This is a genomic window from Microbacterium plantarum (assembly GCF_035231185.1).
In the GTDB taxonomy this organism is placed as follows: domain Bacteria; phylum Actinomycetota; class Actinomycetes; order Actinomycetales; family Microbacteriaceae; genus Microbacterium; species Microbacterium plantarum.
Genome location: NZ_CP141117.1, coordinates 883,053 through 906,941, shown reverse-complemented (window position 1 = coordinate 906,941; position 23,889 = coordinate 883,053). Strand labels below are relative to the sequence as shown.

General features: G+C 70.6%; 24 protein-coding genes. 8 read left to right on the top strand and 16 right to left on the bottom strand.

Annotated elements, in window-relative coordinates; genetic code table 11:
- Positions 1 to 38: 38 nt before the first annotated feature.
- The gene (locus VC184_RS04305) at positions 39 to 404 is read right to left on the bottom strand and encodes a hypothetical protein (protein ID WP_323987374.1); all 366 of its coding nucleotides are present in this window, start codon (positions 402 to 404) and stop codon (positions 39 to 41) included.
- Between the two features lie 162 nt (positions 405 to 566).
- Positions 567 to 1,391 (bottom strand): SDR family NAD(P)-dependent oxidoreductase, encoded by an 825-nt coding sequence (locus VC184_RS04300; protein ID WP_323987373.1) that lies wholly within the window; start codon positions 1,389 to 1,391, stop codon positions 567 to 569.
- A gap of 133 nt (positions 1,392 to 1,524) precedes the next feature.
- On the opposite strand from VC184_RS04300, the gene VC184_RS04295 reads away from it, so the two are divergent.
- Complete coding sequence (locus tag VC184_RS04295) at positions 1,525 to 1,740, top strand: hypervirulence associated TUDOR domain-containing protein (RefSeq protein ID WP_112613597.1); 216 nt, start codon at positions 1,525 to 1,527, stop codon at positions 1,738 to 1,740.
- 79 nt (positions 1,741 to 1,819) lie between these two features.
- Here VC184_RS04295 and VC184_RS04290 read toward each other — a convergent pair whose 3' ends face one another.
- The 13 genes from VC184_RS04290 to VC184_RS04230 form a co-directional block, all read right to left on the bottom strand.
- Positions 1,820 to 2,275, bottom strand: coding sequence for an SRPBCC family protein (locus tag VC184_RS04290; RefSeq protein ID WP_023951935.1), 456 nt, complete (start codon positions 2,273 to 2,275; stop codon positions 1,820 to 1,822).
- Positions 2,276 to 2,385: 110 nt separating this feature from the next.
- Positions 2,386 to 3,471: a winged helix DNA-binding domain-containing protein gene (locus tag VC184_RS04285; RefSeq protein WP_323987372.1), complete on the bottom strand. Its 1,086-nt coding sequence runs from the start codon at positions 3,469 to 3,471 to the stop codon at positions 2,386 to 2,388.
- A 35-nt stretch (positions 3,472 to 3,506) separates the two neighbouring features.
- Positions 3,507 to 4,190 (bottom strand): NAD-dependent deacylase, encoded by a 684-nt coding sequence (locus VC184_RS04280; RefSeq protein ID WP_323987371.1) that lies wholly within the window; start codon positions 4,188 to 4,190, stop codon positions 3,507 to 3,509.
- A gap of 2 nt (positions 4,191 to 4,192) precedes the next feature.
- Positions 4,193 to 4,924, bottom strand: coding sequence for a sulfurtransferase (locus tag VC184_RS04275; RefSeq protein WP_323987370.1), 732 nt, complete (start codon positions 4,922 to 4,924; stop codon positions 4,193 to 4,195).
- 127 nt (positions 4,925 to 5,051) lie between these two features.
- Positions 5,052 to 5,900 (bottom strand): aldo/keto reductase, encoded by an 849-nt coding sequence (locus VC184_RS04270; protein WP_112613589.1) that lies wholly within the window; start codon positions 5,898 to 5,900, stop codon positions 5,052 to 5,054.
- Between the two features lie 74 nt (positions 5,901 to 5,974).
- Positions 5,975 to 6,472, bottom strand: a complete 498-nt coding sequence (locus tag VC184_RS04265) for a GNAT family N-acetyltransferase (RefSeq protein WP_323987369.1) — start codon at positions 6,470 to 6,472, stop codon at positions 5,975 to 5,977.
- 146 nt (positions 6,473 to 6,618) lie between these two features.
- Positions 6,619 to 7,476 (bottom strand): siderophore-interacting protein, encoded by an 858-nt coding sequence (locus VC184_RS04260; protein WP_274177482.1) that lies wholly within the window; start codon positions 7,474 to 7,476, stop codon positions 6,619 to 6,621.
- A complete protein-coding gene (locus tag VC184_RS04255) occupies positions 7,473 to 8,306 on the bottom strand; it encodes an ABC transporter ATP-binding protein (RefSeq protein ID WP_274177481.1) in 834 nt (277 codons plus the stop codon). Before VC184_RS04255 ends, VC184_RS04260 begins: the two co-directional genes overlap by 4 nt.
- Positions 8,299 to 9,339, bottom strand: coding sequence for a FecCD family ABC transporter permease (locus VC184_RS04250; protein WP_274177480.1), 1,041 nt, complete (start codon positions 9,337 to 9,339; stop codon positions 8,299 to 8,301). The genes VC184_RS04255 and VC184_RS04250 overlap by 8 nt, the downstream gene beginning before the upstream one ends.
- Entirely contained in the window at positions 9,336 to 10,337 is a 1,002-nt protein-coding gene (locus VC184_RS04245; RefSeq protein ID WP_323987368.1) for a FecCD family ABC transporter permease, read from the bottom strand. The genes VC184_RS04250 and VC184_RS04245 overlap by 4 nt, the downstream gene beginning before the upstream one ends.
- Entirely contained in the window at positions 10,334 to 11,266 is a 933-nt protein-coding gene (locus VC184_RS04240; RefSeq protein ID WP_282502216.1) for an ABC transporter substrate-binding protein, read from the bottom strand. The genes VC184_RS04245 and VC184_RS04240 overlap by 4 nt, the downstream gene beginning before the upstream one ends.
- Before the next feature lie 68 nt (positions 11,267 to 11,334).
- Positions 11,335 to 11,982 (bottom strand): NAD(P)H-binding protein, encoded by a 648-nt coding sequence (locus VC184_RS04235; RefSeq protein WP_274177477.1) that lies wholly within the window; start codon positions 11,980 to 11,982, stop codon positions 11,335 to 11,337.
- Between the two features lie 65 nt (positions 11,983 to 12,047).
- Positions 12,048 to 12,557, bottom strand: coding sequence for a bifunctional nuclease family protein (locus VC184_RS04230; protein ID WP_023951957.1), 510 nt, complete (start codon positions 12,555 to 12,557; stop codon positions 12,048 to 12,050).
- A 76-nt stretch (positions 12,558 to 12,633) separates the two neighbouring features.
- Between VC184_RS04230 and VC184_RS04225 the strand changes: the two genes are divergently transcribed.
- From VC184_RS04225 to VC184_RS04200, 6 genes are all read left to right on the top strand, one after another.
- Positions 12,634 to 13,668, top strand: coding sequence for an LLM class flavin-dependent oxidoreductase (locus tag VC184_RS04225; protein WP_269267469.1), 1,035 nt, complete (start codon positions 12,634 to 12,636; stop codon positions 13,666 to 13,668).
- Positions 13,669 to 13,686: 18 nt separating this feature from the next.
- Positions 13,687 to 13,998, top strand: coding sequence for a hypothetical protein (locus VC184_RS04220; protein WP_323987366.1), 312 nt, complete (start codon positions 13,687 to 13,689; stop codon positions 13,996 to 13,998).
- A 105-nt stretch (positions 13,999 to 14,103) separates the two neighbouring features.
- Positions 14,104 to 14,640, top strand: a complete 537-nt coding sequence (locus VC184_RS04215; protein WP_274177474.1) for a GNAT family N-acetyltransferase — start codon at positions 14,104 to 14,106, stop codon at positions 14,638 to 14,640.
- A 39-nt stretch (positions 14,641 to 14,679) separates the two neighbouring features.
- A complete protein-coding gene (locus VC184_RS04210) occupies positions 14,680 to 15,477 on the top strand; it encodes an alpha/beta fold hydrolase (protein WP_323987364.1) in 798 nt (265 codons plus the stop codon).
- A 221-nt stretch (positions 15,478 to 15,698) separates the two neighbouring features.
- Positions 15,699 to 15,980: a GlsB/YeaQ/YmgE family stress response membrane protein gene (locus VC184_RS04205; protein ID WP_023951967.1), complete on the top strand. Its 282-nt coding sequence runs from the start codon at positions 15,699 to 15,701 to the stop codon at positions 15,978 to 15,980.
- A 153-nt stretch (positions 15,981 to 16,133) separates the two neighbouring features.
- The gene (locus tag VC184_RS04200) at positions 16,134 to 17,084 is read left to right on the top strand and encodes an aldo/keto reductase (protein WP_282502214.1); all 951 of its coding nucleotides are present in this window, start codon (positions 16,134 to 16,136) and stop codon (positions 17,082 to 17,084) included.
- A gap of 101 nt (positions 17,085 to 17,185) precedes the next feature.
- Here the strand turns inward: VC184_RS04200 and VC184_RS04195 are convergent, their stop codons facing one another.
- Positions 17,186 to 18,307 carry a substrate-binding domain-containing protein gene (locus tag VC184_RS04195; protein WP_274177471.1) on the bottom strand — a complete coding sequence of 374 codons (1,122 nt, stop codon included), beginning with the start codon at positions 18,305 to 18,307 and terminating at the stop codon, positions 17,186 to 17,188.
- A 115-nt stretch (positions 18,308 to 18,422) separates the two neighbouring features.
- Between VC184_RS04195 and VC184_RS04190 the strand changes: the two genes are divergently transcribed.
- On the top strand, positions 18,423 to 23,840 hold the full coding sequence (locus tag VC184_RS04190; protein ID WP_323987361.1) for an Ig-like domain-containing protein: 5,418 nt from the start codon (positions 18,423 to 18,425) through the stop codon (positions 23,838 to 23,840).
- Positions 23,841 to 23,889 lie beyond the last annotated feature (49 nt).

Below are 23,889 nucleotides of genomic sequence, written 5' to 3'. Positions count from 1 at the left end.
GGAACGACCGAGGTGCTTGCGTCGCGCGACGGCGGGGTCTAGAGCGTCTCGGTGATGTAGATGAGCACGAAGATCGCGAGAGACCCGACGGCGAGGATGCCCATCGCGACGGCCAGCCGCCGACTGCGGACGGGGGCATCGGCCGACGACCGGGCGGCGACGACCATCATCGCCCAGCCGACGACCGCGAAGATGATGCCGACCGCGGGCAACGCCGTCTGCAGCTGGAATGCCAGCACGTAGAGCACGATCGCGACCGCGGCCAGGACGCCCGCGGGCACGAGCCACCGCGAGGCCGATCCGTGCCGGAAGCTGGCCTGATTGGTGAGATCGGTGGGATCGGGCCGGGGGTGGCGGTCCGGCATCTGCTCGGGTCCGTGGGGCTCGTTGCGCTTGTCGACCATGTCGTCCTCCCGTTCGACCCCACGGTATGCGCTCCCCGCGCCCCCGCCGACCCCCTTGCGCATCCCGCGCCGAGCACGCACCGTCCGCGCGAGAACGCACCCTGCACGGTGCGCTTTCGGCGCGACGGTGCGTACTCGCGCAGCACAGCCGGCGCGGGCGGGTCAGCGGGCGAGGGCGACCATCTCGGCACTCCGGTCCCAGAGCTCGCGGGCGAGGTCGGCGTCGGTCGCATTGCGGTGGGAGCGGGTCGGACGGTCGTTCTCGTAGTAGGCGCCGGGCACCCAGTCACGGTTGGGGATGCCGTCGGCGAGGAAGACCAGTCGAGCGCCGCCCTCGTCGGTGGTCGTGAGCAGGCGCCGGGCGAGTGGGTTGTGGTAGACCCAGCGGAGCGGGCCGGGAACGTTCGCGGCGAACTGCGTCGCGACGACGCCGGGGTGGAACGCGGCCGCCGAGATGCCCTGTTCGCCGAACCGGGTCTGGAGTTCCCGCGTGAACAGGATGTCGGCGAGCTTGGCGTTGCCGTAGGCGATGCGTCCCGAGTAGTGCTTCGCCGCGTTCAGGTCGGTGACGTCGAACCGTGAGAACAGGCGAGCCGCCACACTCGCCGTCTGGATGACGGATGCCTCGCTCTCGATGAGCCGCTCGAGCAGCAGGTTCGTCAGCAGGAACCCGGCGAGGTGATTGACCTGGAAGGTCTGCTCGTAGCCGTCGACGGTGAGGGCACGCGGGCCGAAGATGCCGCCGGCGTTGTTGGCGAGCACGTCGATGCGCGGATACGCCTCGAGCAGCTCGTCGGAGAGCCGACGCACCTGCGCGAGCTCGGCGTAGTCGGCCAGGTGGTAGGGCGCGCCGAGCTCGCTGGCGAGAGCCCGCGTCTTCTCCGGCGAACGCCCGACGAGCACGACTCGATGCCTCTCTCGCGCGAGGCGCCGCGCCGCGGCCGCCCCGATTCCGTCGCTGGCTCCCGTGATGACGATCGTGCGCATGCCCGCAGTCTCGCAGGCTGCGGCCGGTCGACGGGAGTGCTGGCGCATCCGACCCCGGTGTGTCAACGACTTCTCCCCCGGCACCGGCCGGCGGAAGGATCGCGGCAACCGAAGCACAACGGAAGGAGCCGGCATGGCTCAGGAACTGTCGAAGGGCGACCGCGTCAGCTGGGACACCTCCCAAGGGCGGACGCAGGGGAAGATCGTCGAGAAGAAGGAGAAGGACTTCCAGTTCGCGGGTCAGAAGTTCACAGCATCCGCCGACGAGCCGGCCTTCATCGTCGAGTCGGAGAAGAGCGGCGACCAGGCGGCCCACAAGCGTTCGGCGCTGCGCAAGCTCAGCGATTGAGCGGCAGCCACCCCGCAGCGCGACGAGAGGCCCCTCCGCCGAACGGAGGGGCCTCTCGTCGTAGCCGTCAGCGTCGAGGTCAGTTCTCGATGTCGCCGCGCCAGGCTCCGGTCTCGGTGCCGCGCGACTCGATGAACTCCTTGAAGCGCGTGAGGTCCTTCTTCACGGCGTGGTCGTCGATGCCGATGGCCGCGCCGACCGACTCGACGAAGCCCTCGGGCTTCCAGTCCAGCTGAACCGTGACGCGGGTCTCGTTGTCGCTGAGCTTGTGGAAGGTCACGACACCGGCGTGCTCGTCCTTGCCGCCGACGCTGTTCCAGGCGACACGCTCGTCGGGGTGCTGCTCGGTGATCTTCGCGGTGAACTCGCGCTCAGCCCCGCCGATCTTGACCTTCCAGTGGGTCGTGCCGTCGTCGAGCTGGGTGACCGACTCGACGAAGCTGAGGAAGTGCGGGAACGACTCGAACTGCGTCCACTGGTTGTAGGCGACGGAGACGGGAACGTCGACGTCGATGGTCTCGATGATGCGAGCCATGGGCGGCTCCTTTCGTTTCGATTGCGGGGCTGTCACCATGCTTCGCCGTCACCGGCGCCATCGCGACCGACTTGCGACCTCGACGGTCGGCTGGTAGGCCAGGGGCGGAGTCAGTCGAGTCCGCGTACCGGCACCCCGAGCCATTCGGCCAGGTCGCGGATCTCCGCCTCGACCATCTCGCGTTCCTCGTTCTCCCAGGGCACGAGCTCGTGCAGCGACGCGACGACGAGGTTCTCCTTCGGTTTGTCGAGGGCAGCGTCGAGGAGGCCGATGAACCGATCGCCGCAGAGGATCGGATGCGCGAAATACCCGTACACGCGCTGAGCCTTCGGAACGAACTGCTCGAGCTTGTAGGTGAAGTCGAACGCCTCAATCAGGCGCGGGCGGTCGAACAGCATCCCGTCGTACGGGTTGAGGATCGCCACCCTCCCGCCGGGATCGTCGTCGATCGCCTCGAGCACCCGCGGGTCCACCCGCCACTTCCACGTGCTCCCCTCGACGACGGCCGGCTCGCCGGCCATCCCGACTCCCGACCACGACGACTTCTGCCGCGCGAGCCCCGCGCCCTGCAGCCGGCGCTCGTCGAGGATCGCCCCTGCCTCGTCGTAGGTCAGGTCGGCGGGCTCGGGACCGCGAGCCCGCTCGGCGACATCCCAGCGGCGCAGTCGACCGGCGCGCCCCACGACCGCGACCTCGCCGAGCCGCTCGAGCAGATCGAGCATGCGCGGCACCTGGTTGTCGCTGTACCAGCCGCTGTCGTTGCCGGCGGGCACGGCGGCGGTGTCGGGGATGTCGGCCGCCAGCAGCGGTCCGTCCGCGCGCAGGCGCGCCAGCACGTCGGCCCGGAACGCGCTGTTGGCCTCGAGCCACGCCGCGGTGCTCTCGCGCACAGGACGCATCCGCATCCGCACGCGCATCGCGGGCAGCATGCTCGCGGGGTGGAACGATCCGGCGTACTCGAAGAGGTGTCGGTCGTCTTCGACGGCCTTCGTCAGCTGCCCCGGCTCATATCCCCAGCCGATCCTCGCCCACGGGATGGCCTGCTCGCTGGGCGCGATGACGGCCGTCGGGTCGATCTTGATGGCGCCGATCTGCTCGGCCACCTCGACGACGTCGCCGGGACGGTCTGCCTCGAGCAGCTGCGCCCGCACGATGACGCGGCGCGCCTGCTCGCGCGTGAGCCGATGCGGTTCCATGCGATGACGCTACCGCCGACCCCCGACCGCGACGCTCAGAAGCGGGCGACCCACTCGGGAACGGTCGCCGTCGCCGGGCCGAGCAGGACGTCGTCGAACAGGCGAAGGTCCTCGTAGGCCTCGAGGTTCAGCAGAGCGGTGCGGGCCCCGGCTTCCGCCGCCACCGCGACGAGGGATGCCGCGGGCGTGACCGCCCCCGACGTCCCGATCACCCAGAACTGCTCGCACAGCGCCACCGCGTCGAAGATGTCGTCGAGCCCATATACCGCCTCACCGAACCAGACCACGTCGGGGCGGAGCGCTCGGGCTCCGCACACGGGGCAGGGCGGCCCGTCGGCGAGGTCGCCGTGCCACCGCATCCGCTCTCCGCACGCCTCGCAGAGCGCCGACTCGAGCTCGCCGTGGATGTGGCTGACGCGCACCGACCCGGCACGCTCGTGCAGATCGTCGATGTTCTGCGTGACGATGAGCACATCGCCCGGGCGCAGTGCTTCGAGGTCGGCGAGCGCGATATGCGCCGCATTGGGCTCCGCGGCGGCCGCCGCGCGACGACGCTCGTCGTAGAACGCGTGGACGAGAGCCGGGTCGGCCGCATAGCCCTCGGGAGTCGCGACATCCTCGATGCGGTGGTCCTCCCAGAGTCCGTCGGCGGCGCGGAACGTACGGATGCCCGACTCGGCGGAGATACCGGCCCCCGTGAGGACGACGATTCGCGCCACCGTCAGCGCCGCGCCGTCAGGTCGGGGGCGAGAGCCTCGCGCTCGTCGAAGACGAAGCACTCTCCGTTCCAGTGCGCACCGCCCGCGTGCTCGAAGTAGCCGAGGATCCCGCCCTCGAGCTGGTAGGCGTCGACCCCCTCCTCGCGCAGGACGATCGCCGCCTTCTCGCAGCGAATACCTCCCGTGCAGAAGCTGACGACCGTCTTATCGGCGAGCTGGTCGCGATGCGCGGCCGCAGCATCCGGGAACTGGGTGAACCGTTCGATCCGCCAGTCGACGGCGCCCACGAAGGTGCCGTAGTCGACCTCGAACGCGTTGCGGGTGTCGAGCAGCACGATCTCGCGGCCGGTGTCGTCGTGGCCCTGGTCGAGCCAGCGCCGCAGGTCGCCGGGCGACACGCTGGGCGCGCGTTCGGCGGCGGGGCGGATCGCGGGGCGGTCCATGCGGATGATCTCGCGCTTGACCTTGACGAGCATCCGGCCGAACGGCTGCTCGTCGGACCAGCTCTCCTTGGCCGTCAGCGCTGCGAAGCGCTCGTCGGCGCGCAGGTCGTCGAGGAAGCCCCGGACATCGGTCTCGGCACCGGCGAGGAAGAGGTTGATGCCCTCCTCGGCCAGCAGAATCGTGCCCTTGAGCCCCGCGCCCACGGCACGCTCGCGCAGCACCTCGCGCAGTGCGGCGGGGTCGGCGATGTGCGTGAAGAGATACGCCGAGACGTTGAGAACGGATGCCACGCCTCCAGCCTACGAAACCGGCGGCCGCACGCGGATCGGGCGCAGTTCCCGATCTTCGCCGCAGAAGAATCTGCGCGCGATGCCGAGAACTGCGCCCGAAGCCGAAGCCGGAACGGCCCGAGGGGGGTCAGTTCACCTCGGAGGGGTGGGCGCTCACGCGGCCCGAGCCGTCGCCCGGGTCGAGCGCCGAGATCGCGTCGACCTGCGCCGTGGTGAGCTCGAAGTCGAACAGCGATGCGTTCTCGACCATGCGCTCGCGGCTGACCGTCTTGGGGAAGACGATGAAGCCACGCTGCAGGTGCCAGCGCAGCACGACCTGAGCCGGGCTCTTGCCGTGCGCGGCGGCTGCCTCGGCGACGGGCTCGGCACCGAACAGGTCGTACTTGCCCTGACCGAGCGGACCCCACGACTCGATGCGCACGCCCTTGTCGGTCGCCCAGTCGACGACATCCTTCTGCTGGTAGGCCGGGTGCAGCTCGATCTGGTTGACGGCGGGGAGCACACCGGTCTCGGCGTGGATCTTCTCGAGGTGCTCGACGAGGTGGTTCGAGACGCCGATCGAGCGGGTGTGGCCCGCGTCGCGCAGCTCGATGAGCTTCTGCCACGCGTTGACGTAGTTGCCGTTGGCGGGGGCCGGCCAGTGCACGAGGTAGAGGTCGACGTGGTCGAGCCCGAGCTTCTCGAGGCTCTCGGAGAGTGCCTTGCGGGGCTCATCGCCGCCCTGGCGGTCGTTCCACAGCTTGGTCGTGATGAACAGCTCGTCACGCGGGATGCCGCTCGCGGCGATGGCGCGGCCGACGCCCTCCTCGTTGCCGTAGATCGCGGCGGTGTCGATGTGGCGGTAGCCCGCCTCGAAGGCCTCGGAGACGAGACGCTCGGTCTCGGCCGGGTCGACCTTGAAGACGCCGTAGCCGAGCTGCGGGATCTCGAAGCCGGAGTTGAGTGACACGTTCGGAACGTGGATCTGATCTGCCATGAGTCCACCCTACGAGCGCGCTCCGACCGCGTCGCCGGGATTGACGCGGGGCGCTCCGAGGGGCATGGCAGCACTCAGCCGGCGAGCGCGTGCAGGGCGTCGCCGGTGAGGCGCTGCGTCGTCCACTCCGACATCGGCTCGGCCCCGATCGAGCGGTAGAACGCGATCGAGGGGGCGTTCCAGTCGAGGACGGTCCACTCCAGCCGCGAGTATCCGCGTTCGACGCAGACCTCGGCGAGCGACGCGATCAGCGCCTTGCCGTAGCCGGTGCCGCGCTGCGATTCGTCGACGAAGAGGTCTTCGAGCCAGATGCCGTGGCGTCCCGTCCAGGTCGAATAGGTCAGGAACCAGATCGCGATGCCCATGATCGCGCCGTCGCGCTCGACCACGTGGCAGAAGGCGCGGGGCTCTGGTCCGAACAGCGTCTCGGTGAGCATCTCGGCGGTGTTCTCGACGGCATCCGGTTCGCGCTCGTAGACGGCGAGGGCGTGGATGCAGGCGAGGATGCCGGTCTCGTCACCGGGGCGGGCGGCGCGCAGGACAGCGCCGCCGGTAAGGTCGCGCGGGGTCATCCCGCCAGCGTATCGAGCGTGGCGTCCGCCGCCACGCCGCGCCAACTCCTCACTTTCGGGCGTTGCCCGCACCGGACGGCCCGGGATGCCCGCGATGGCCGCCGAGACGACCTCCGACCATGAGGAGTTAGCGCGAGCGTCGGGAATCACCCGACGAGCGGGCCGCCGTGCCGCCAGTACCCGAGGAACGAGATGCGCTCCTTCGGCATGCCGACCTCGGCGGTCAGGAACCGGCGGATGCCGGTGACGACGCCCGACTCGCCGGCGAGCCACACGCCGTAGCCCGGGTCGGCCGCGGCGGCGGCACCGTGCTCCGCGGCCCAGGACCGCACCGCCGTGGAGAGGGCGTCGTCGCCGGCGCGGTGCTCGACACGCGTCACGAGGGCACGGTCGGCGATCGATCGCGTGACGAGGTCGTCGGCGGGGTCCGCCGCGCCGACGATCACGTGCGGCTGCGCCTCCTCCGGCAGCGAGTCGACGATGTTCCGCAGGGCGGGGAAAGCCGTCTCGTCGCCCACGAGGAGGAAACGGCTCGCCTCGCCCGGCGTCCAATGGATGCCGTATCCCGTCCATCCCATCCGCACGTCGGGTCCCGTGATGACGAGCGGGTCGCCGGGGCGGGCGGCCAGGGCCCATGCCGAGGCGGGGCCGACGGGCTCGTGCAGGAAGAAGTCGACGTCGATCTCGCGTTCGGCGACGCGAATCGCCGACGGCGTATAGGTGCGCAGCACGTTGCGGTCGTCCTCGTCGAGCGCCTTCCACCGGGCGTACCAGTCGGAGGGGTGCGGGGTCGGCTCGTCGAGCAGGCCGAACTCGGCGAGCCCCGGGTGTGGGCGCCCGGGCATCGGCAACACGATCTTGATGCGCTGGTCGAGCCCCCACGGCGCGAAGTTCGCCAGCGCCTCCCCGCGAAGGGTGATGCGGATGAAGCCGGGGCTCAGTCTCGCCACGGCGGCGACCTCGACGACGAAGGCGCTGTACGCCCAGGGACGCTCAAGGCTCACGGTGCTTCCTCCCCCGTCACTGCCCTGGGCCGACGCGCGCGCAGCGGCACGACGAGCGGCCCACCCGTGACCGGATCATCGACGACGACGTTCGCGAGCCCGAAGACCTCCTGCACCCGCTCGCTCGTGATCACCTCCGCCGGGGGTCCCTCCGCGAGGATGCGCCCGTCTCGCATCGCGACGATGCGGCTCGCGTACCGGGCGGCGTGGTTCAGGTCGTGGAGCACCGCGACGATCGTACGGCCCCGCTCGTTCAGCTCGGCGAAGAGCTCCATCAGGTCGACCTGGTGGGCCATATCAAGGAACGTCGTCGGCTCGTCGAGCAGCAGCAGGTCCGTCTGCTGCGCCAGGACCATTGCGACCCAGACGCGCTGCCGCTGGCCGCCCGAGAGGGCCTCGACCGCGCGCGAGGCGAGCTGCGTCGTCCCGGTCGCCGCCAGCGCCTCGTCGACGGCCGCATCATCGGCGGCCGACCACTGCCGGAAGAGGTTCTGGTGCGGATAGCGCCCGCGTCCGACGAGCTCGCGTACGGTGATGCCCTCGGGCGCGATCGCCGATTGCGGCAGCAGACCCAGTCGGCGGGCGACCTCCTTCGCGGGCAGCTCGGTGATCGCGCGCCCGTCGAGCACGATGTTCCCCGCACGCGGCGCGAGCAGGCGCGACAGGCCGCGCAGAAGAGTGGATTTGCCGCAGGCGTTGGGCCCGATGATGACGGTGAACGACCCGGGCTCGATTCGTACCGACAGATCGCGGACGATCTCGGCGCCGTCGTAGGCGAGGGTCACGGACTCGGCGGCGAGCGATGTCGCCGAAGGGAACGGGTCAGGCACGGCGGCGGACCTCCAGCACGATCATGAGGACGAGGTAGGCGCCGCCGAGCGAGACGGTGACGACGCCGACGGGAAGCGGAGCGGGCAGCACGTGCTGCGCGATGAGGTCGGAGGCGATCAGCAGCACGGCGCCGATCAGGGCGGAGAGCCCGAGCGACAGGTGCGGAGTGCGCGCGATGAGGCGCCCCACCTGCGGCGCGGCCAGCGCGACGAAGGCGATGGGACCGCCGACGGTCGTCGCGGCCGCGACCAGCACGACCCCGACCAGCAGCGCGAGCGTGCGAACGAGCTGCGGTCGGGCGCCGGTGGCGGCAGCGAGGTCGTCACCGAGCTCGAGCTGACGCAGCCGCGGTACGAGCGCGAACGACAGGGCGACGAACGGCACCGCACACGCGAGTGCACCGGCCACCGCCGGAGCCGTGACGCCGTTGAGACTGCCTGCGCCCCAGGCCGAGGCGAACATCGCGGTCTCGAGCTCGATCTGCAGCAGCATCCAGGTGTTGAGCGACGCGAGCATCGCCGAGACGCCGATGCCGACGACGATGAGGCGGAACCCCTGCAACCCGCCGCGCCAGGCGAGCGCCCAGATCGCGACCGCGGTGCCGAGAGCACCGATCAGCGAGCCGCCCACGAGCACCGGCCAGCTCGACGACACCAGAACGAGCGCGGCGAGCATCCCGGTGAACGCTCCGCTCGACAGCCCCAGGATGTCGGGGCTCGCGAGCGGATTGCGGGTGACGGTCTGGAAGAGCGCCCCCGCGATCCCGAGGATCGCCCCCACGCCGAGGGCTCCGAGCGCTCGCGGCAGCCGCCACTCGCGGACGACGGTCTGCACGAGCGCATCGTCGCTCGCGCCGGCCAGCGCCGCGATGACATCGCCCGGCGCGACGGGGAACGTACCGGCGCCGAGGGCGACGACCAGCAGGACGCCCGCGACCACGAGAGCAGCCATCCCGACGACGACGCTGCGCAGGCGGACGGGAACGTGCAGTCCACCGACCCGCAGGCGCAGCATCCGCGGCCCGCCGCTCACAGTGCGCTCGCCCGGCGTCGGCGCGCGAGCGCGATGAGGATCGGAGCTCCCACGAACGCCGTGACGATGCCGGCCGGCAGTTCCGCGGGCGCGATGAGCACGCGCCCCACGACGTCCGCGGCGAGCACGACGACCGGGGCGAGCAGGGCGCTGACGGCGAGGATCACCCGGTGATCGGCACCGAACAGCCAGCGTGCGATGTGCGGCACCATGAGCCCGACGAACGAGATCGGCCCCGCCAGTGCCGTCGCCGCCCCGGCCAGGAGGGTCACCGCGACGGTGACGCCGATCCGGATGCCGGCGAGGTTCGCCCCCTGCGCCCGAGCGACGTCATCGCCCAGTGCGACGGCGTTGAGTCCGGCGCCGAGCACGAGCGCCAGGACGAGCCCGAGCGCGATGAAGGGCGCGACCGGCACGATGGTGTCCCAGCCGCGACCCAGGAGCGACCCGGCGTTCCAGCTGCGCATCGCAACGAAGGCGTCGGGATCGCTGAGCACGATGCCCGTCGTGATGCCCGACAGCACGGCACCGAGCGCGACACCCGCGAGCGTGAGCCGGATCGGTCCCGCCGCCCCGCGCCCGCCCGAGCCGATCAGGTAGACGGCGACCGTAACGACGAGTGCGCCGACGAACGCGAACCAGACCGCTCCCGACGTCGCGTGGACGCCGAGGACCGCCATTCCGAGCGCGACCGCGAGAGCGGCGCCGGCGTTGACTCCGAGGATGCCGGGATCAGCGAGCGGATTACGCGTGAAGGCCTGCATCAACGCTCCGGCGACACCGAGGGCAGCACCCGCGATAAGCCCCACGACCGTCCGCGGAACGCGGAGCTCGGCGACGACGAACGTCGCCTCGGGCGAGCCCTCGCCGCGCAGCACCCCGATGACGGTGTCGAGTGACAGCGGATTCGCCCCAACGGCCAGGGATGCCGCGACGACGAGCACCAGGGCCAGGGCGATCGCGGCCCCCGCCGCCGCGCGTCCGGCTCTCGAGCTCACCGCCCGTCGAGGAAGCGCTCGATGTCGCTCAGCACGCTCTGGGCGCCGCGCGGACCGACACCGGCCACCCAGGTGCTCGTGTCGACGAGGGTCACCGACGGGAAGGCATTCGCGTTCTGGGTGATCGCCGCCGGAACCGCCGATGCGTCGGTCGTGTCGGATGCCGTGACGAAGACGGCGTCCGCACGCGCGTCGAGGACGTTCTCGGGAGAGATGTCGGCCTGCAGTCCGTCGGCCCAGTCGTGCGCGGGCGTCGTGTAGCCGACGCACTCGAGCAGGCTGCCCGCGAACGAGACGGGTCCGTACAGGCTGAGGGTCGTCTCGTCGCGGGGGCGGATGACCTGTGCCGTCTTGCCGGCGAGATCGTGGGCTTCGCCGATTTCGGCGCAGCGGTCGTCGACGGCGGCGATCTGCGCCGCGACCTCATCCTCGCGCCCGAGCGCCTCGCCGATCAGCTCCGCGTTGTCACGCCACGGGTCCGCCTGCGTCGCGATGAAGACTGTCGGGGCGATCGCGGACAGCTGGTCGTACAGCTTCGAGTGACGCGCCTCGGTTCCGAGGATGAGATCGGGCTTGAGCGCGGCGATCGCCTCGAGGTCGGGCTCGGGTACCGTGCCGACCGGTTGAACGCCATCGACGCCGAGGTAGGCGGGGATCCCCGCGACGTTACTCGCGACCGCGGCTCCGACCGGCGTGATGCCGACGGAGACCGCGGTGTCGAGTTCGAGGGGCTCGAGGGTCACGACGCGCTGGGGCTGCTCGGGAATCTCGGTGACGCCGCGGGCGTGCTCGACGGAGCGAGCCGCGGCGCTGGCCTCAGGGGCGACGTCGGCCGCAGAGGGCTGCGCCGCACATCCGGCCACGACGAGGGCCGCGGCGGCCGAGATGGCGACGGCGCTCAGGGCGCGCCGAAGGGGACGAGACAGCATGTGGGGGCCTTCCCTCGGGTCGATCTCGCGGCGAGCGCGATGAGGCAAGGCAACCCTAACAAAAACGGTCAGTCGGCTGTGAGGGCCGCCTCGATCGGGGTGTCGCCGCCCGTGAACTCGATCATGCGTCCGGCCGTCGAGGGCTCGGCGAGGACGGCTGCGATGACCGCCGCGACATCGCCGCGGGGAACGGACTCCTCGCCCGAGCCGCCCACCGTGATCTTGCCGGTCGGCTCGTCGAGCGTCAGGCCGCTCGGCGCGACGATCGTCCAGTCCAGCCCGCTCTCGCGCAGGTGCGCGTCGGCCTCCGCCTTCGCCTCGGCGTAGGCGTAGAAGGAGTCGTCCTCGGGCACGCCGTGATCCGGTCCCGCACCGAAGTACGACACCATGACGTAGCGGCGCACGCCGGCTGCCGCGGCGGCGTCGATCGAGCGGATGGCCGCGTCGCGGTCGACGGCCCAGGTTCGGGCGGCATCCCCTCCTCCGGCTCCGGCAGCCCAGACGACCGCGTCGTTGCCGCTGAGCAGGTTCGTCAGCTGGTCGACGTCGAAGGACTCGACGTCGGCGACGAGTGGCGTGGCACCGGTCGCGGCGACGTCGGCCTCGTGATCGCGGTTGCGGATGACGGCGGTGACGGTGTCACCGCGCTCGGCGAGGATCGGCTCCAGGCGGAGCGCGACCTTGCCGTGGCCTCCGATGATCAGGATGCGGGACATGGGTGTTCCTTTCGTCGGGGGGGGTGTGGATCGGATGCGGCTGCGCCGGCTCTTCGGCCGGCGCGTCAGCCGCGGAAATCGTCGGGATCGATGTCGTCGAGGAACTCGCGGAACTCCGCGACGCGCTGCTCGGCCGCCTCGGGAGTCTCGGCCCCCTCCGGCGCTTCGCTCACGGTATCGGGGATGCCCGCCTCGGCGAGCACGTCGTCGGCGACGAAGATCGGCGCCCCGGCACGCGAGGCGAGCGCGATCGCGTCGGAGGGGCGGGCATCGACCACCCGAGATCCGGTGAGGGCCGTGACCGTCACCTCGGCGTAGAAGGTGCCGTCGTCGATGCGGGTGACCTCGACACGGTCGACGGTCGCGTCCGTCGCGTCGAGCAGGCGGATCATGAGGTCGTGCGCGAGGGGACGCGGGGGCGAGACCCCTTCGACCGCGACGAGGATCGACGTCGCCTCCTGCGAACCGATCCAGACCGGCAGCACCCGATCCGACAGCGCGTCGACGGGCTTGAGCAGGATGACGTGCTGCTGAGCGGGATCGAGCGCGACCCCGAGAACGCGGACCTGGACCATGACACCTCCCGGGGTCGGTTTCGCCCAGCCTATGCACGGGGGAATGCGAACGGGGCCACGGGCGTTGCGGGTTGACATGCAGCGTTTCGGCACTCTCTCGTTCGGTCACTACGGTCCCCTGGGCGGCGGTCGCGAGCTCACCGCCGGTGATTCGCTGCGTCAGGCCATCGACCTCGCGCAGGGAATGGACGACCTCGGCGCCGTGGGCGCCTACTTCCGCGTGCACCACTTCGCACGGCAGCAGGCGTCGCCGATGCCGCTGCTGGCCGCGATCGCCGCGACGACGAAGAACATCGAGATCGGCACCGGCGTCATCGACATGCGGTACGAGAACCCGCTCTACCTCGCCGAGGAGGCCGCGGCCGTCGACCTGATCTCCGACGGGCGACTCGCGCTCGGCGTGAGCCGCGGGTCACCCGAGACCGTCGTCCGCGGGTACGAGGCGTTCGGGTACACCGGCTCGCAGGATCCCCGCGGCGCCGACATCGCACGCGAGCACTTCGACACCTTCCTCCGCGCCATCGAGGGCGAAGGACTCGCCGAGCGCGACCCGAACAGTCCCTTCGGCGGCGGGAACGGGATGCAGCGGATCGAGCCCCACTCCTCCGGACTCCGCTCCCGCATCTGGTGGGGCGCCGGCACGACCGAGACCGCTGAGTGGGCCGGACGCAAGGGTGTGCACCTGATGTCGTCGACGCTCCTCACCGAGGCGGACGGTACGCCGTTCGACATCCTGCAGGCCCGACAGCTCGATGCGTTCCGCGCCGCGTGGCGCGAAGCCGGGCATCCCGGTGAGCCCCGCACGTCGGTCAGCCGCTCGGTCTTCCCGATCACGACCGCCGAGGACGAGCTGTACTTCGGCGGCAGCAACGACCAGGACGGCATCGGTTACATCGACGGCATGCGCTCGACCTTCGGCAAGACGTACGCCGCGGCGCCCGACGTCCTCGTCGAGCAGCTGCTGCAGGATGCCGCGGTCATGAGCGCCGACACCCTCATGCTGACGATCCCGTCGCAGCTGGGCGTCGAGTTCAACCTGCGCATCGTCGAGTCGTTCGCGAAGTACGTCGCTCCCGCGCTCGGCTGGAAGTCGGCACCCGCCACCGTCTGACCGCCTAGGCTCGGCGGCGTGACGAAGCTCGACGTCCATCCATCTGCACCGCTCGCGATCGCGTCGGGCGCGGTCGTACTCGCGGGACTCGACGTCGCGTCCGGCCTGATCGCGGTGCGAGATGACGAGGCGTATCTCGCTATCGCGGTGTCCGCTGGCCTTCGTCTCTTCGCGGCGCTGTGCCTCGTCGTCGCGCTGGTTGCGGCGTTCCTGACCCCGAAACGGCGGGGCGTGCAGATCGCCGGGGTTCTCGCGGTGGCGGTGGTTGCGATCGCCGTGGTATCCATCGGCGAACACCTCGCCCGCGAAGCGAGCGCCTTCATCCCCTGACCTGACACAGCCCAGCCAGCCGTTAGCGTTGAGCGCGAGCGCCGCTGACCGGCGCACGGCTGCCGCGACCGCGGCACCGCCCGCCCCCGAAGCGAAGGCGCCGCCATGATCATCGAGCTCGTCCGTATCGACCCGACGGGAGCCGACCGCGAGGAACTGATCGCGTTCATGACCGGCGAGGTGTTCCCGTTCCACGTCGGGACCCGGCCGACGCGCGAGCAGGTCGAGGACGGCATCGCCGCGGGACGGTTCCGCGACGACGACAACGACTCGTTCTGGATCGACCATGTCGAGCACGGCCGCATCGGGTTCTTCCGCCTCGAGGAGATCAGCGACGGCGCACCGCTGTTCGATCTCCGGCTGGCGTCGGCGTGGCGGGGCCGCGGCCTCGCGAAAGACGTGCTGGCGACGGCGGCAGACCACGTGTTCACGACGATGCCCGACGTCGACCGCTTCGAGGGGCAGACCCGCGAGGACAATCGCGCGATGCGCCGCGTCTTCGATGCGTGCGGCTGGGTCCAGGAGGCCTACTACCGCGAGGGATGGCCCGTCGAGGGGGCCGAACCGCTGGGATCGGTGGCGTACAGCATCCTCCGTCGCGACTGGGAGACGGGCGAGGTCACGCCACTGCGCTGGTCGTAGCTCGCGCCGAGCACGCACCATGGCGGCGAGAATGGAGGGATGACGCAGCACCGCCGCACCATCATCGACCGTGACGGCGTCTCGCTCACGGTGACCGAGGCGGGAGGGTCGGGTTCCGCGGTCCTGCTGCTGCACGGGTTGGCGGGCAGCTCGCGCGAGCTCATGCCCACGGCGGACGCGCTCACCGACCGGCATCGCGTGCTGCTGCTCGACCAACGCGGTCATGGCTGCAGCACGCGGCGACCCGACGATCTCTCCCGCGACGCCTTCGTTGCGGATGCCGTCGCCGTGATCGAGCGGTTCGCGCCGGACGAGCGGGTGGCGCTGGTCGGACAGTCGATGGGCGCGCACACCGCGTTCCTCACCGCGAGCCGTCATTCCGACCTGGTGAGCCGGCTCGTCATGCTGGAGGGACACCCGGCGGGAAGCGCCGATCCTCAGGATGCCGCCGACCTCGGCGCCTTCTTCGCCTCGTGGCCGCCCCCGTTCGCCGACGCTGCCGCCGCGCGGGCCTTCCTGGGCGACTCGCCGCTCGTCGACGCCTGGGTCGCCGACCTCGAGAAGACGCCGTCGGGATTGCGGCCGCGCTTCGACGCGGACGTCATGCAGGCCGTGATCACCGCGGTGCACGAGCCGCGATGGCCCGAGTGGGAGAGCCTCACGGTGCCGACGACCGCCGTCTTCGCCCACCGCGGCATGTTCTCCCCCGAGCAACAGGCCGAGCTTGTCCGCCGACGCCCCGGCACCCGCATCCTGCCTCTCCCCGACGGCACCCACGACGCACATCTCGACGCATTCCCCGCTTGGCTCGCCGTGCTGCGTGAGGCGCTTGCCTGACGTAGCTCGGCCGAGTACGCACCCATGGCGCCGAGAGCGCACCGTCGCGGGTGCGTTCTCGCCGCGACGGTGCGTGCTCGCCGCTCGCACGGGCCCGCAAGGGTACAACCACGGCGGGAGTGGGCGAAAGAGCGAACGTGATCCCGCGGGCGCGGCCATAACCTGTCGTCCGCCCCCGGGTGCCCACCGGCACCTGTTCCAGCGAAGAAAGAAGAAGCACCATGCTCTGGACGATCCTCGGCCTCATCCTCGTCGGACTGATCGCCGGCTTCATCGCACGCGCCGTCATCCCCGGCAAGCAGAACATCGGCATCCTGATGACCATCGTGCTCGGCATCGTCGGCTCGTTCGTCGGCGGATTCCTCGGATTCCTCATCTTCAACCACAGCCCCGAGGGCGGCTTCCTGCAGCCCTCCGGCATCATCGGCTCGATCATCGGCGCCATCATCGTGCTCGGCATCTACGTCGCCGTCTCGCGCCGCGGCTCGACCCGCACGCGCTGACACCGCTGCGCACGCGCACCGCGCCAACTCCTCAGATTCGGCGATCCCCTCCCCTGGCGGGGGCTCGGCACCGCATGGCGGGTCGGATTCTGAGGAGTTGGCGCGTCGTCGTTGGACCGGAATACGAACTCGCCCCCACACCTTGAACCCAACATGAGCACGATCGGAAACAGCGACCTCTCCGTCTTCCCCCTCGCCCTCGGCGGCAATGTCTTCGGCTGGACCGCCGACCGCGACGCGTCGTTCGCGATCCTCGACGCTTTCGTCGAGGGAGGCGGCAACTTCGTCGACACCGCCGATTCCTACAGCGCCTGGGCGCCCGGCCACAGCGGCGGCGAGAGCGAGACGATCATCGGCGAATGGCTCGCCGCGCGCAGCCGCCCCGAGGTCGTCGTGGCGACCAAGGTCAGCCAGCATCCCGACTTCCGCGGCCTGTCCGCCTCGAACGTCCGCGCTGCCGCGGAGGCATCGCTGAAGCGCCTGGGCGTCGACGCGATCGACCTCTACTACGCCCACTTCGACGACGAGGAGACCCCTCTCGAAGAGACGGTCGGCGCGTTCGGCCAGCTCGTCGCCGACGGCCTCGTCCGCCACATCGCCGTGTCCAACTACACCGCCGAGCGCATCGAGGAGTGGCTGCGCATCGCCGACGAGACCGGCGTCGCCCGCCCCGTGGCCATCCAGCCCCACTACAACCTCGTGCACCGCAACGAGGTCGAAGACACGATCGTGCCGATCGCCGAGCGCGAGAACCTCAGCCTCGTCCCCTACTTCGCTCTGGCGAAGGGCTTCCTGACCGGCAAGTACCGGTCGACAGACGCCTCGGGGCACGACACCCCGCGCGCCGAGGGCGCCGCCGTGTATGCGACGCCGCAGGGCCTGCAGATCATCGAGACGCTCGAGCGCATCGGCGCCGCACACGACGTGTCGATCGCCTCGGCCGCTCTCGCGTGGCTGCGCTCGCAGCCGACCGTCGTCGCGCCGATCGCGAGCGCCTCGCGCCTCGAGCAGGTGCAGGGCCTGCTCGACGGCGGACGCGTCGAGCTCACGGCCGACGAGATCGCCGAGCTCACCCGCGTCTCGACGTGGAGCCCGGAGGCCTGATCGGCAGCATCCGTAGCTCGGAGAATCACGCGAACCTCGGAGCCCTGCGCACGCGGGCTCCGAGGTTCGTCATATGCTCCGACGTTCGCGTCGACGCGCGCTCATCGCCGCAGGTCGACCGCCGTGGAGTCGCGGGCATGCAGCGAGGGCAGCACGTGGGTGCGCTGAACGGGTCGCGCGGCCCCGCCGGCCAATCGCGCCGTCACCGCCTCGACCGCGAGCCTGCCGATGTGCTGCTTCGGCGGCCGCAGAGCCGTGATGGCGGGCTCGGCGCTCGCAGCGACCTCGTCGTCGTAGGCGATGATCGCGAGGTCGTCGGGCATGGACCACCCGAGGTCGCGCGCCTGCTGCTGCACGAGGACCGCCTGAGGGTCCGAGTGGACGAGCAGCGCGGTCGTCCTGCTCCGGCGGCACTCGGCGAGCAGGTCCGCCACGACGCTCTCGCGCGTTGCGGCGTCGAGCTCGTCGAGGGAGAGATCGCGGTCGATCGTCGGGACGAGCCCGTCGTTCTCGATGGCACGCCGCCAGCCGCGTCGCAACGGGGGTGATGTCGGCGAACCGGCCGATGTCACGAAGCCCACGCGGACGTGTCCGCGCGCCGAAAGATGGGCGGCGGCCAGCGATCCTCCGAAGTCGTGGTCGGTCGTCACCCACTCCAACCGGGTGAGCGCGAGGTGCGAGGGAGCGCTGCGCTCCGCCAGGACGACGGGGATCGGCAACGCGTCGAGCCAGTGCAGCAACGCCGCACCGTCGGCTCCGAGCGTCTCGGGCGCCACGATGAGCCCGTGAAGATCGCCCATGTCGAGCAGCGACGAGATCTGACGGCGTTGGTCGTGCACCGAATAGCTCGCCCCCCGCAGGATGAGCTGAACGCCCGCATCCGTCGCCGCAGCACGGGCACCGATGACGATTTGCGGCCAGTAGTAGGTCAGCGACGGGACCACCATTCCCACCCGGAACAGAGTCGGACGTCTACCGCCCACCCCGAGCGGTACCGAGGTGTCGAGGCGACTGCGCAGAGTGGCTCCGCCATGCACCCGCGTCAGCAGCCCGCGGTCGGCGAGGTAACCGATGTCGCGGCGGATCGTGAGTTCCGCGACCCCGAAGCGGCGAGCGAGATCGGCGACACGGACCGAGCCCGCGTACCGGAGCTCGTCGAGGATGCGCTCGCGGCGCGACACCGCGAATCTCGCCCCCATCGGCTCCTCCACGCCACCCACCATAGCGATCGCCTCGGTTCGAGTGTGTTCGAATGCGATCGGATGCCTCGCCTCGATGGCGCCCGGGTGGTTCCCTCGAAGCATCCCCACTGGACCTTCACCGACGAGGAATCCACCGATGACGAAGATGTCATGGGCTCGGGCGTTCGCGCCCGTCGCCGCCGCTCTCATCACGACGACCGGACTGGTCGTCCCCGCAACCGCGGCGAACGCCGTACCCCTCTCGTCCGTCGCAGCGGATGCCGCCACGGCGACCTCCGGCGCTTCCGAGCTGCCCACGCTCACCTATGACGACGTCGCAGAATGGGCCGAGCTGCTCGTGGACGGCGAGGACGTCGAGCGCGATGCATCGGGCTCGCCGTTCAACACATTCGGCGGCTTCGGCTCGGTGTCGTGCAACAACACCTCGAACCTCCTCCTCGATTACAAGGAGGAGCACCCGGACGTCTATTGGCGCATCCTGCGGATGCTGTTCGACCCGGTGGAGGGCGCGGGTCTGAAGCACATCAAGGTCGAGCTCGGCGCGGACAACAACACCTCGTCGGGAACCGAGCCCGCCACGAAGCGCTCCGCCGACGAACCCGCCAACGTGCTGCGCGGCGCCGGCTTCCACTTCATCGCCGACGCGCAGTCGATCAACCCGGACATCGAGGTCGAGGCGCTCCGCTGGGGCGAGCCGTCGTGGACGAAGGCGCAGCCCGACCTCCGCTACCAGTGGTACAAGGAGACCATCGACGCCGCCTACGACACCTACGGTGTCGAGTTCGACTACCTGAGTCCGTCGCAGAACGAGGTCCACGCGAACTACATCGGCTCCGAGCTCGCCTGGACCGTCGACTTCGCGAAGCGCCTCGAGGCGGACGCTCGGGCCGAGGGCGCGCGCTACGACTACTCGAAGATCAAGATCGTCGCGCTCGACTCCTACCGGAACGTCGGCCAGGTCTCGCGTGCGATCCTCGCCAGCCCCGAGGCGCTCGAGCAGGTCGATGCGATCGGCTACCACTACGACATCTCCGGTGATCCGGCGCTGACCCGCCTGAACAAGGAGTTCGGGATGGAGGTGCTCTATTCGGAGGGCGTCGCGCCGATGATCGACCCCGAGTACCGCGTGCAGGCCGACCCCACGCGCGGCGGCATCGGGGGCACCGTCGGCGCCGTCGACATCGCCGACCGGTTCATCAACGCCTACCGGTGGAGCGGCTCGAGCGCCGACCCCGGGCACATGACGACGTTCCTCTTCCAGCCCGCCGTCAGCGCGCTGTACGAGGGCTCGCAGTACTCCCCGAAACACCTCATCCGGGCGTCCGACCCGTGGTCGGGCTACTACGAGGGCGGTGTCGGCATCGCGCTGGTGCGGCACTTCACGCAGTTCATGGACGAGGGCTGGGAGTACATCGAAGGCGCCTCGGGCGGCGACGGGCAGAAGGGCGACGGCGGAACCGTCGTCGACACCTCGACCCGCACAGCCCTGACGCTGCGCACGCCCGCGGCCGACGTCGCCGCGGGCGAAGATCTCGAGTTCAGCCAGGTGCATGCCAACAACACCTCACGCGTCCGGAACTTCGAGGTGAAGGTCGCGAACCTCGACACCGACGACGACACCCCGCTGTACGTCTGGGAGACGACGGGGCCGGATGCCGGTGACGCCTTCGACGCGGACTGGTTCCAGAACACCGGGAAGGTCGTCCCGGTGCGCACCGAGACGAAGGACGGCGTCGAATACGACGTCTACCGGGTGCAGGTGCAGCCGTACTCGATCCTCACTCTGGCGACACAGCAGCACGGCATCCACGACGCCGCGGCCGACTACGCCAGCGGCCAATACGCCGCCACCGCCACCGACGACGTCCTGCCCCTTCCCTACACCGACGACTTCGAGTACGCCGGCTACGCCGTTCAGGACGTCGGCGGCGTCCCGATGGACTACGTCACCCGCCGGGGCGGGTCGCCCCGCTACACCGCCGACCAGAACGGCGCGTTCGAGGTCATCGGCACGGATGCCGGCAACGTGATGCATCAGGCGATCCACGCCGACAACCGCGGCTACACCTGGAACGTCTGGGGCGACGGCTCGCAGCGCAACCCCTCCACCACGACGCCGGCGACGGTATTGGGCGACCACACCTGGACGAACTACACCGCGAAGATCGACTTCCGCCTCGACGGTGTGGTGCGTGACGCATCGCTGGCGAACTTCGCGGGCCTCGGGGTGCGGCAGACGACCACCGAGGGCACCGGCGCGGACCTCGCGACCTACACCGCTCGCGTGCACGCCGACGGAACGTGGGAGCTGCGCAAGCTCGGCCAGAACGTCGCGACCGGCACCATCTTCATGTTCGACGCCGATGCGTGGCACGAGCTCGAGGTCGAGGCCCGCGAGAACGTCATCACCGTCCGCCTCGACGGTCAGCAGCTCGGCACCTACGCCGACACCACGCCGAACCCGACGATGGCCGGGCGCGTCTCGATCGTGAGCGGCTACTACAACACCCAGTTCGACGACCTCGCGATCAGCCCCATCGAGGATCTGTCGTGGCACGCCGTGAAGGTCGATGACGCCGACGCGCGCATCGCGTACCCGCAGGGCTCGTCGTTCACGCAGGCCGGCTATGCCCACTACAACCGCACGCAGCACGTCGTCGCCGCGGGCCGCTCGTTCGCCTTCGACCTCGAGGGCACCGGCTTCAACCTCAACGGCGCGACCGGCGCCTCGGTCCTCTCGATCATGATCGATGATCAGCCGGCACGCTCCGTCACCGTCTCGGGCATCGGCAACCGCCAGACCTCGGCATGGGTGCGCGGACTCGAGGACGCTCCGCACCGCGTCACGGTGCAGGTCGTCTCGGGAACCTTCAGCCTCGACAGCATCGACTTGCTCGTCGGCGGATCGAGCGGTGGCACGGCCGACCCCGAGCTGCGGCCGGTCGAGGTCCTGACGGCGCTTCCCCGCCTGTCGACCGCCCCCACGGCGGTCCCGGGGCTGCCCGACACCGTGCGCGCTCGCAGCGAGGCCGGCGGCGAGATCGACGCCCCGGTGACGTGGAGCACGACTCCCGCGCAGTTCGGCACCGCCTACGATCTCGTGAAGGTCGACGGTGTGTTCCGCGACAACCCGGCACTGGCGGTCAGCGCCTACGTCGAGGTGGTGCCCGCCGGCATCCGCTACTTCGTCGATGCCAACGCCCCCACCGATGCGCCGTCGTATCCCGCGATTCGGGATGCCGCGGCCGACACTCTGCGCAACACCGCCGCCGACGCCGCCTACTCGGCGAGCGCCGGATGGGGCCGGGTCGGATCGGCGTCGGCGAAGGGCCGTCTGAATCAGACGCCGTACGACAAGACCCGCGAGACCGGCTGGTACAGCGCGAACGCGGCGACCCCCCTCGTCTACCGCTTCGCCCTGGAGGCGGGCGAATACGACATCGCGACCGGCCACACCGAGTGGTGGAACCCCGGCTCGGGGCGCAGCCGGGTCGTGACGGGTACGGTCGAGTACACCGCGGGCGGCGAGACCGTGCAGGTGCCGATCGGCAACCACACCTTCGCCAACGGCAGCATCGGCCAGAGCGCTGTACTGCGAGGTGGATTCACTCTCGACGCAGCGACCGACGTGACGGTGCGGATCAGCGGAACCGGCGGAACGGAGGCCCCGGCCCTCAGCTGGATCGGCATCTCCGACCACACCGAGACGGCCGATCGCACCGAGCTCGCCGCGGCGTTGGCCGAAGCGACGACGGCGCCGCGGCAGGCCTACACCCCCGAGACCTGGCAGGCATTGCGCGAGCAGGGCCTCGCGGCCAAGGCCGTTCACGACGACCCGACGGCGACGCAGGAGCAGGTGGATGCCGCGACCGCGGCGCTGCGCGCGACGATCGACGCCCTCGTCGAGGTCGCCTACCTGGCACTGCCCGACTACCGCGTCGCCGTCGTGGCAGGCGAGGAGCTCGATCTCCCCGACACGGTCGAGCTGGCGACGCGCAGCGGTGCGACGCAGGAGGTCCCCGTGCAGTGGCAGGAGACGCCGACCGCCGAGACGCCCTACGCGGTCGTCCCGGTCGCAGGTCGCGCCGGTCAGACCGGTCAGACACCGGTGACGCTCCAGCTCGAGGTCGTGCCGGACGGCGTCGTTGCCTTCGTCGACGCGGCATCCACGCAGGGCGCCGCCGACATCGAGGCGCCGGGGGCGTCACCCGCCTTCGATGCTGTCGCCGAGCTCCGCGGCGACGCGCTCATCGGCGACGTCCCCGATCAGGTATTCGACGACGAGACCGGGTGGGGGCTGCGCAACCCGATCGGGTCGGGCGAGAGCTATGTCGGCCTCCGCGCCCGCGGCACCGGCGTCTACGACAAGAGCCGCACCACCGGGTGGTGGGCGAGCTCAGGCGGATCGGTCGACTACGGCTTCACCCTCCCCGCCGGCTCGTACGAGCTGACCAGCGGGTACCAGGAATGGTGGAGCGTGACGCGCCAGGTCGCACCGAGCGTCGAGATCGGCGGCGAGCGGATCTCCGGCGATCGGGTGAACCTGTCGGGATCGACCCCCCAGGGCACCTCGACGATCGCGTTCACGCTCGACGAGGAGACCGTCGTCGACTTCCGGGCCGCGCGCGGCACCGGGACCGCGGACCCCGTGCTCAGCTGGATCGCCATCGCCGATGTCACGGCGCCCGGCGCACCCTCCGGCGTCGCGGCCGAGGCGACGTCGACGACGACCGCGACGGTGTCGTGGCAGGCACCAGCGGGTGCCGGTACCCGGTACGACGGTTTCCGTGTCTTCGTGGGCGACGCGGCCGAGCCGGTGTGCGAGGTGGCATCGGATGTCACCACCTGCGAGGTGACCGGGCTGACCGCGGGCAGCACCTCCGACGTCTCCGTCGTCTCTTTCGACGCCGATGCCGAGAGCGAGCGCGCCACGGTGAGCCTCGTCCTGCCCGAGGTGCCGGCCGACGACGCCCGCTCGGTACCCGGCAAGGCGGTGCTGAGCTCGGACGACGGCTGGGACACGGGCCTGAGGGACGGGACGTTCCGGGTCACCATGAACCTCTGGTGGGGTCAGAACGGTTCGCTGTTCAAGCTCTACCGCGACGGCGAGCTGGTCGGGTCGGTGCCGTTGGAGATCGCGAGCGGCCCGAGCGCACAGCAGGCGGTCGTCGACATCGCGGGACTGCCGAACGGCACCTACCGGTTCACCGGTGAGCTGGTGAACTCGCGCGGGACGACGGCGACGGCACCGCTGACGGTGACCGTGACCGACGCCTCCCCCGGCTCGCCCGTGCTCTCTCACGACAACCACGACGGCGACGGCAGCTACACCGTGCGCGCCGACATGTGGTGGGGCACGAACGCGACCTCGTACCGGTTCCTCGAGAACGACGTCGAGGTTGCCGCGGGAGACCTCGCGTCCGCCAGCCCACGAGCCCAGATGGCGACGCTCGCGGTGTCGGGCAAGACCCCCGGGCGGTACCGGTACGTCGTCGAGTTCATCAACGCGGCGGGCACGACGGTGAGCAGGCCGCTCGTGGTGACCGTGCGGTAGCGGCATCCGTAGCTCGGAGAATCACGCGAACCTCGGAGCCCCGCGCACG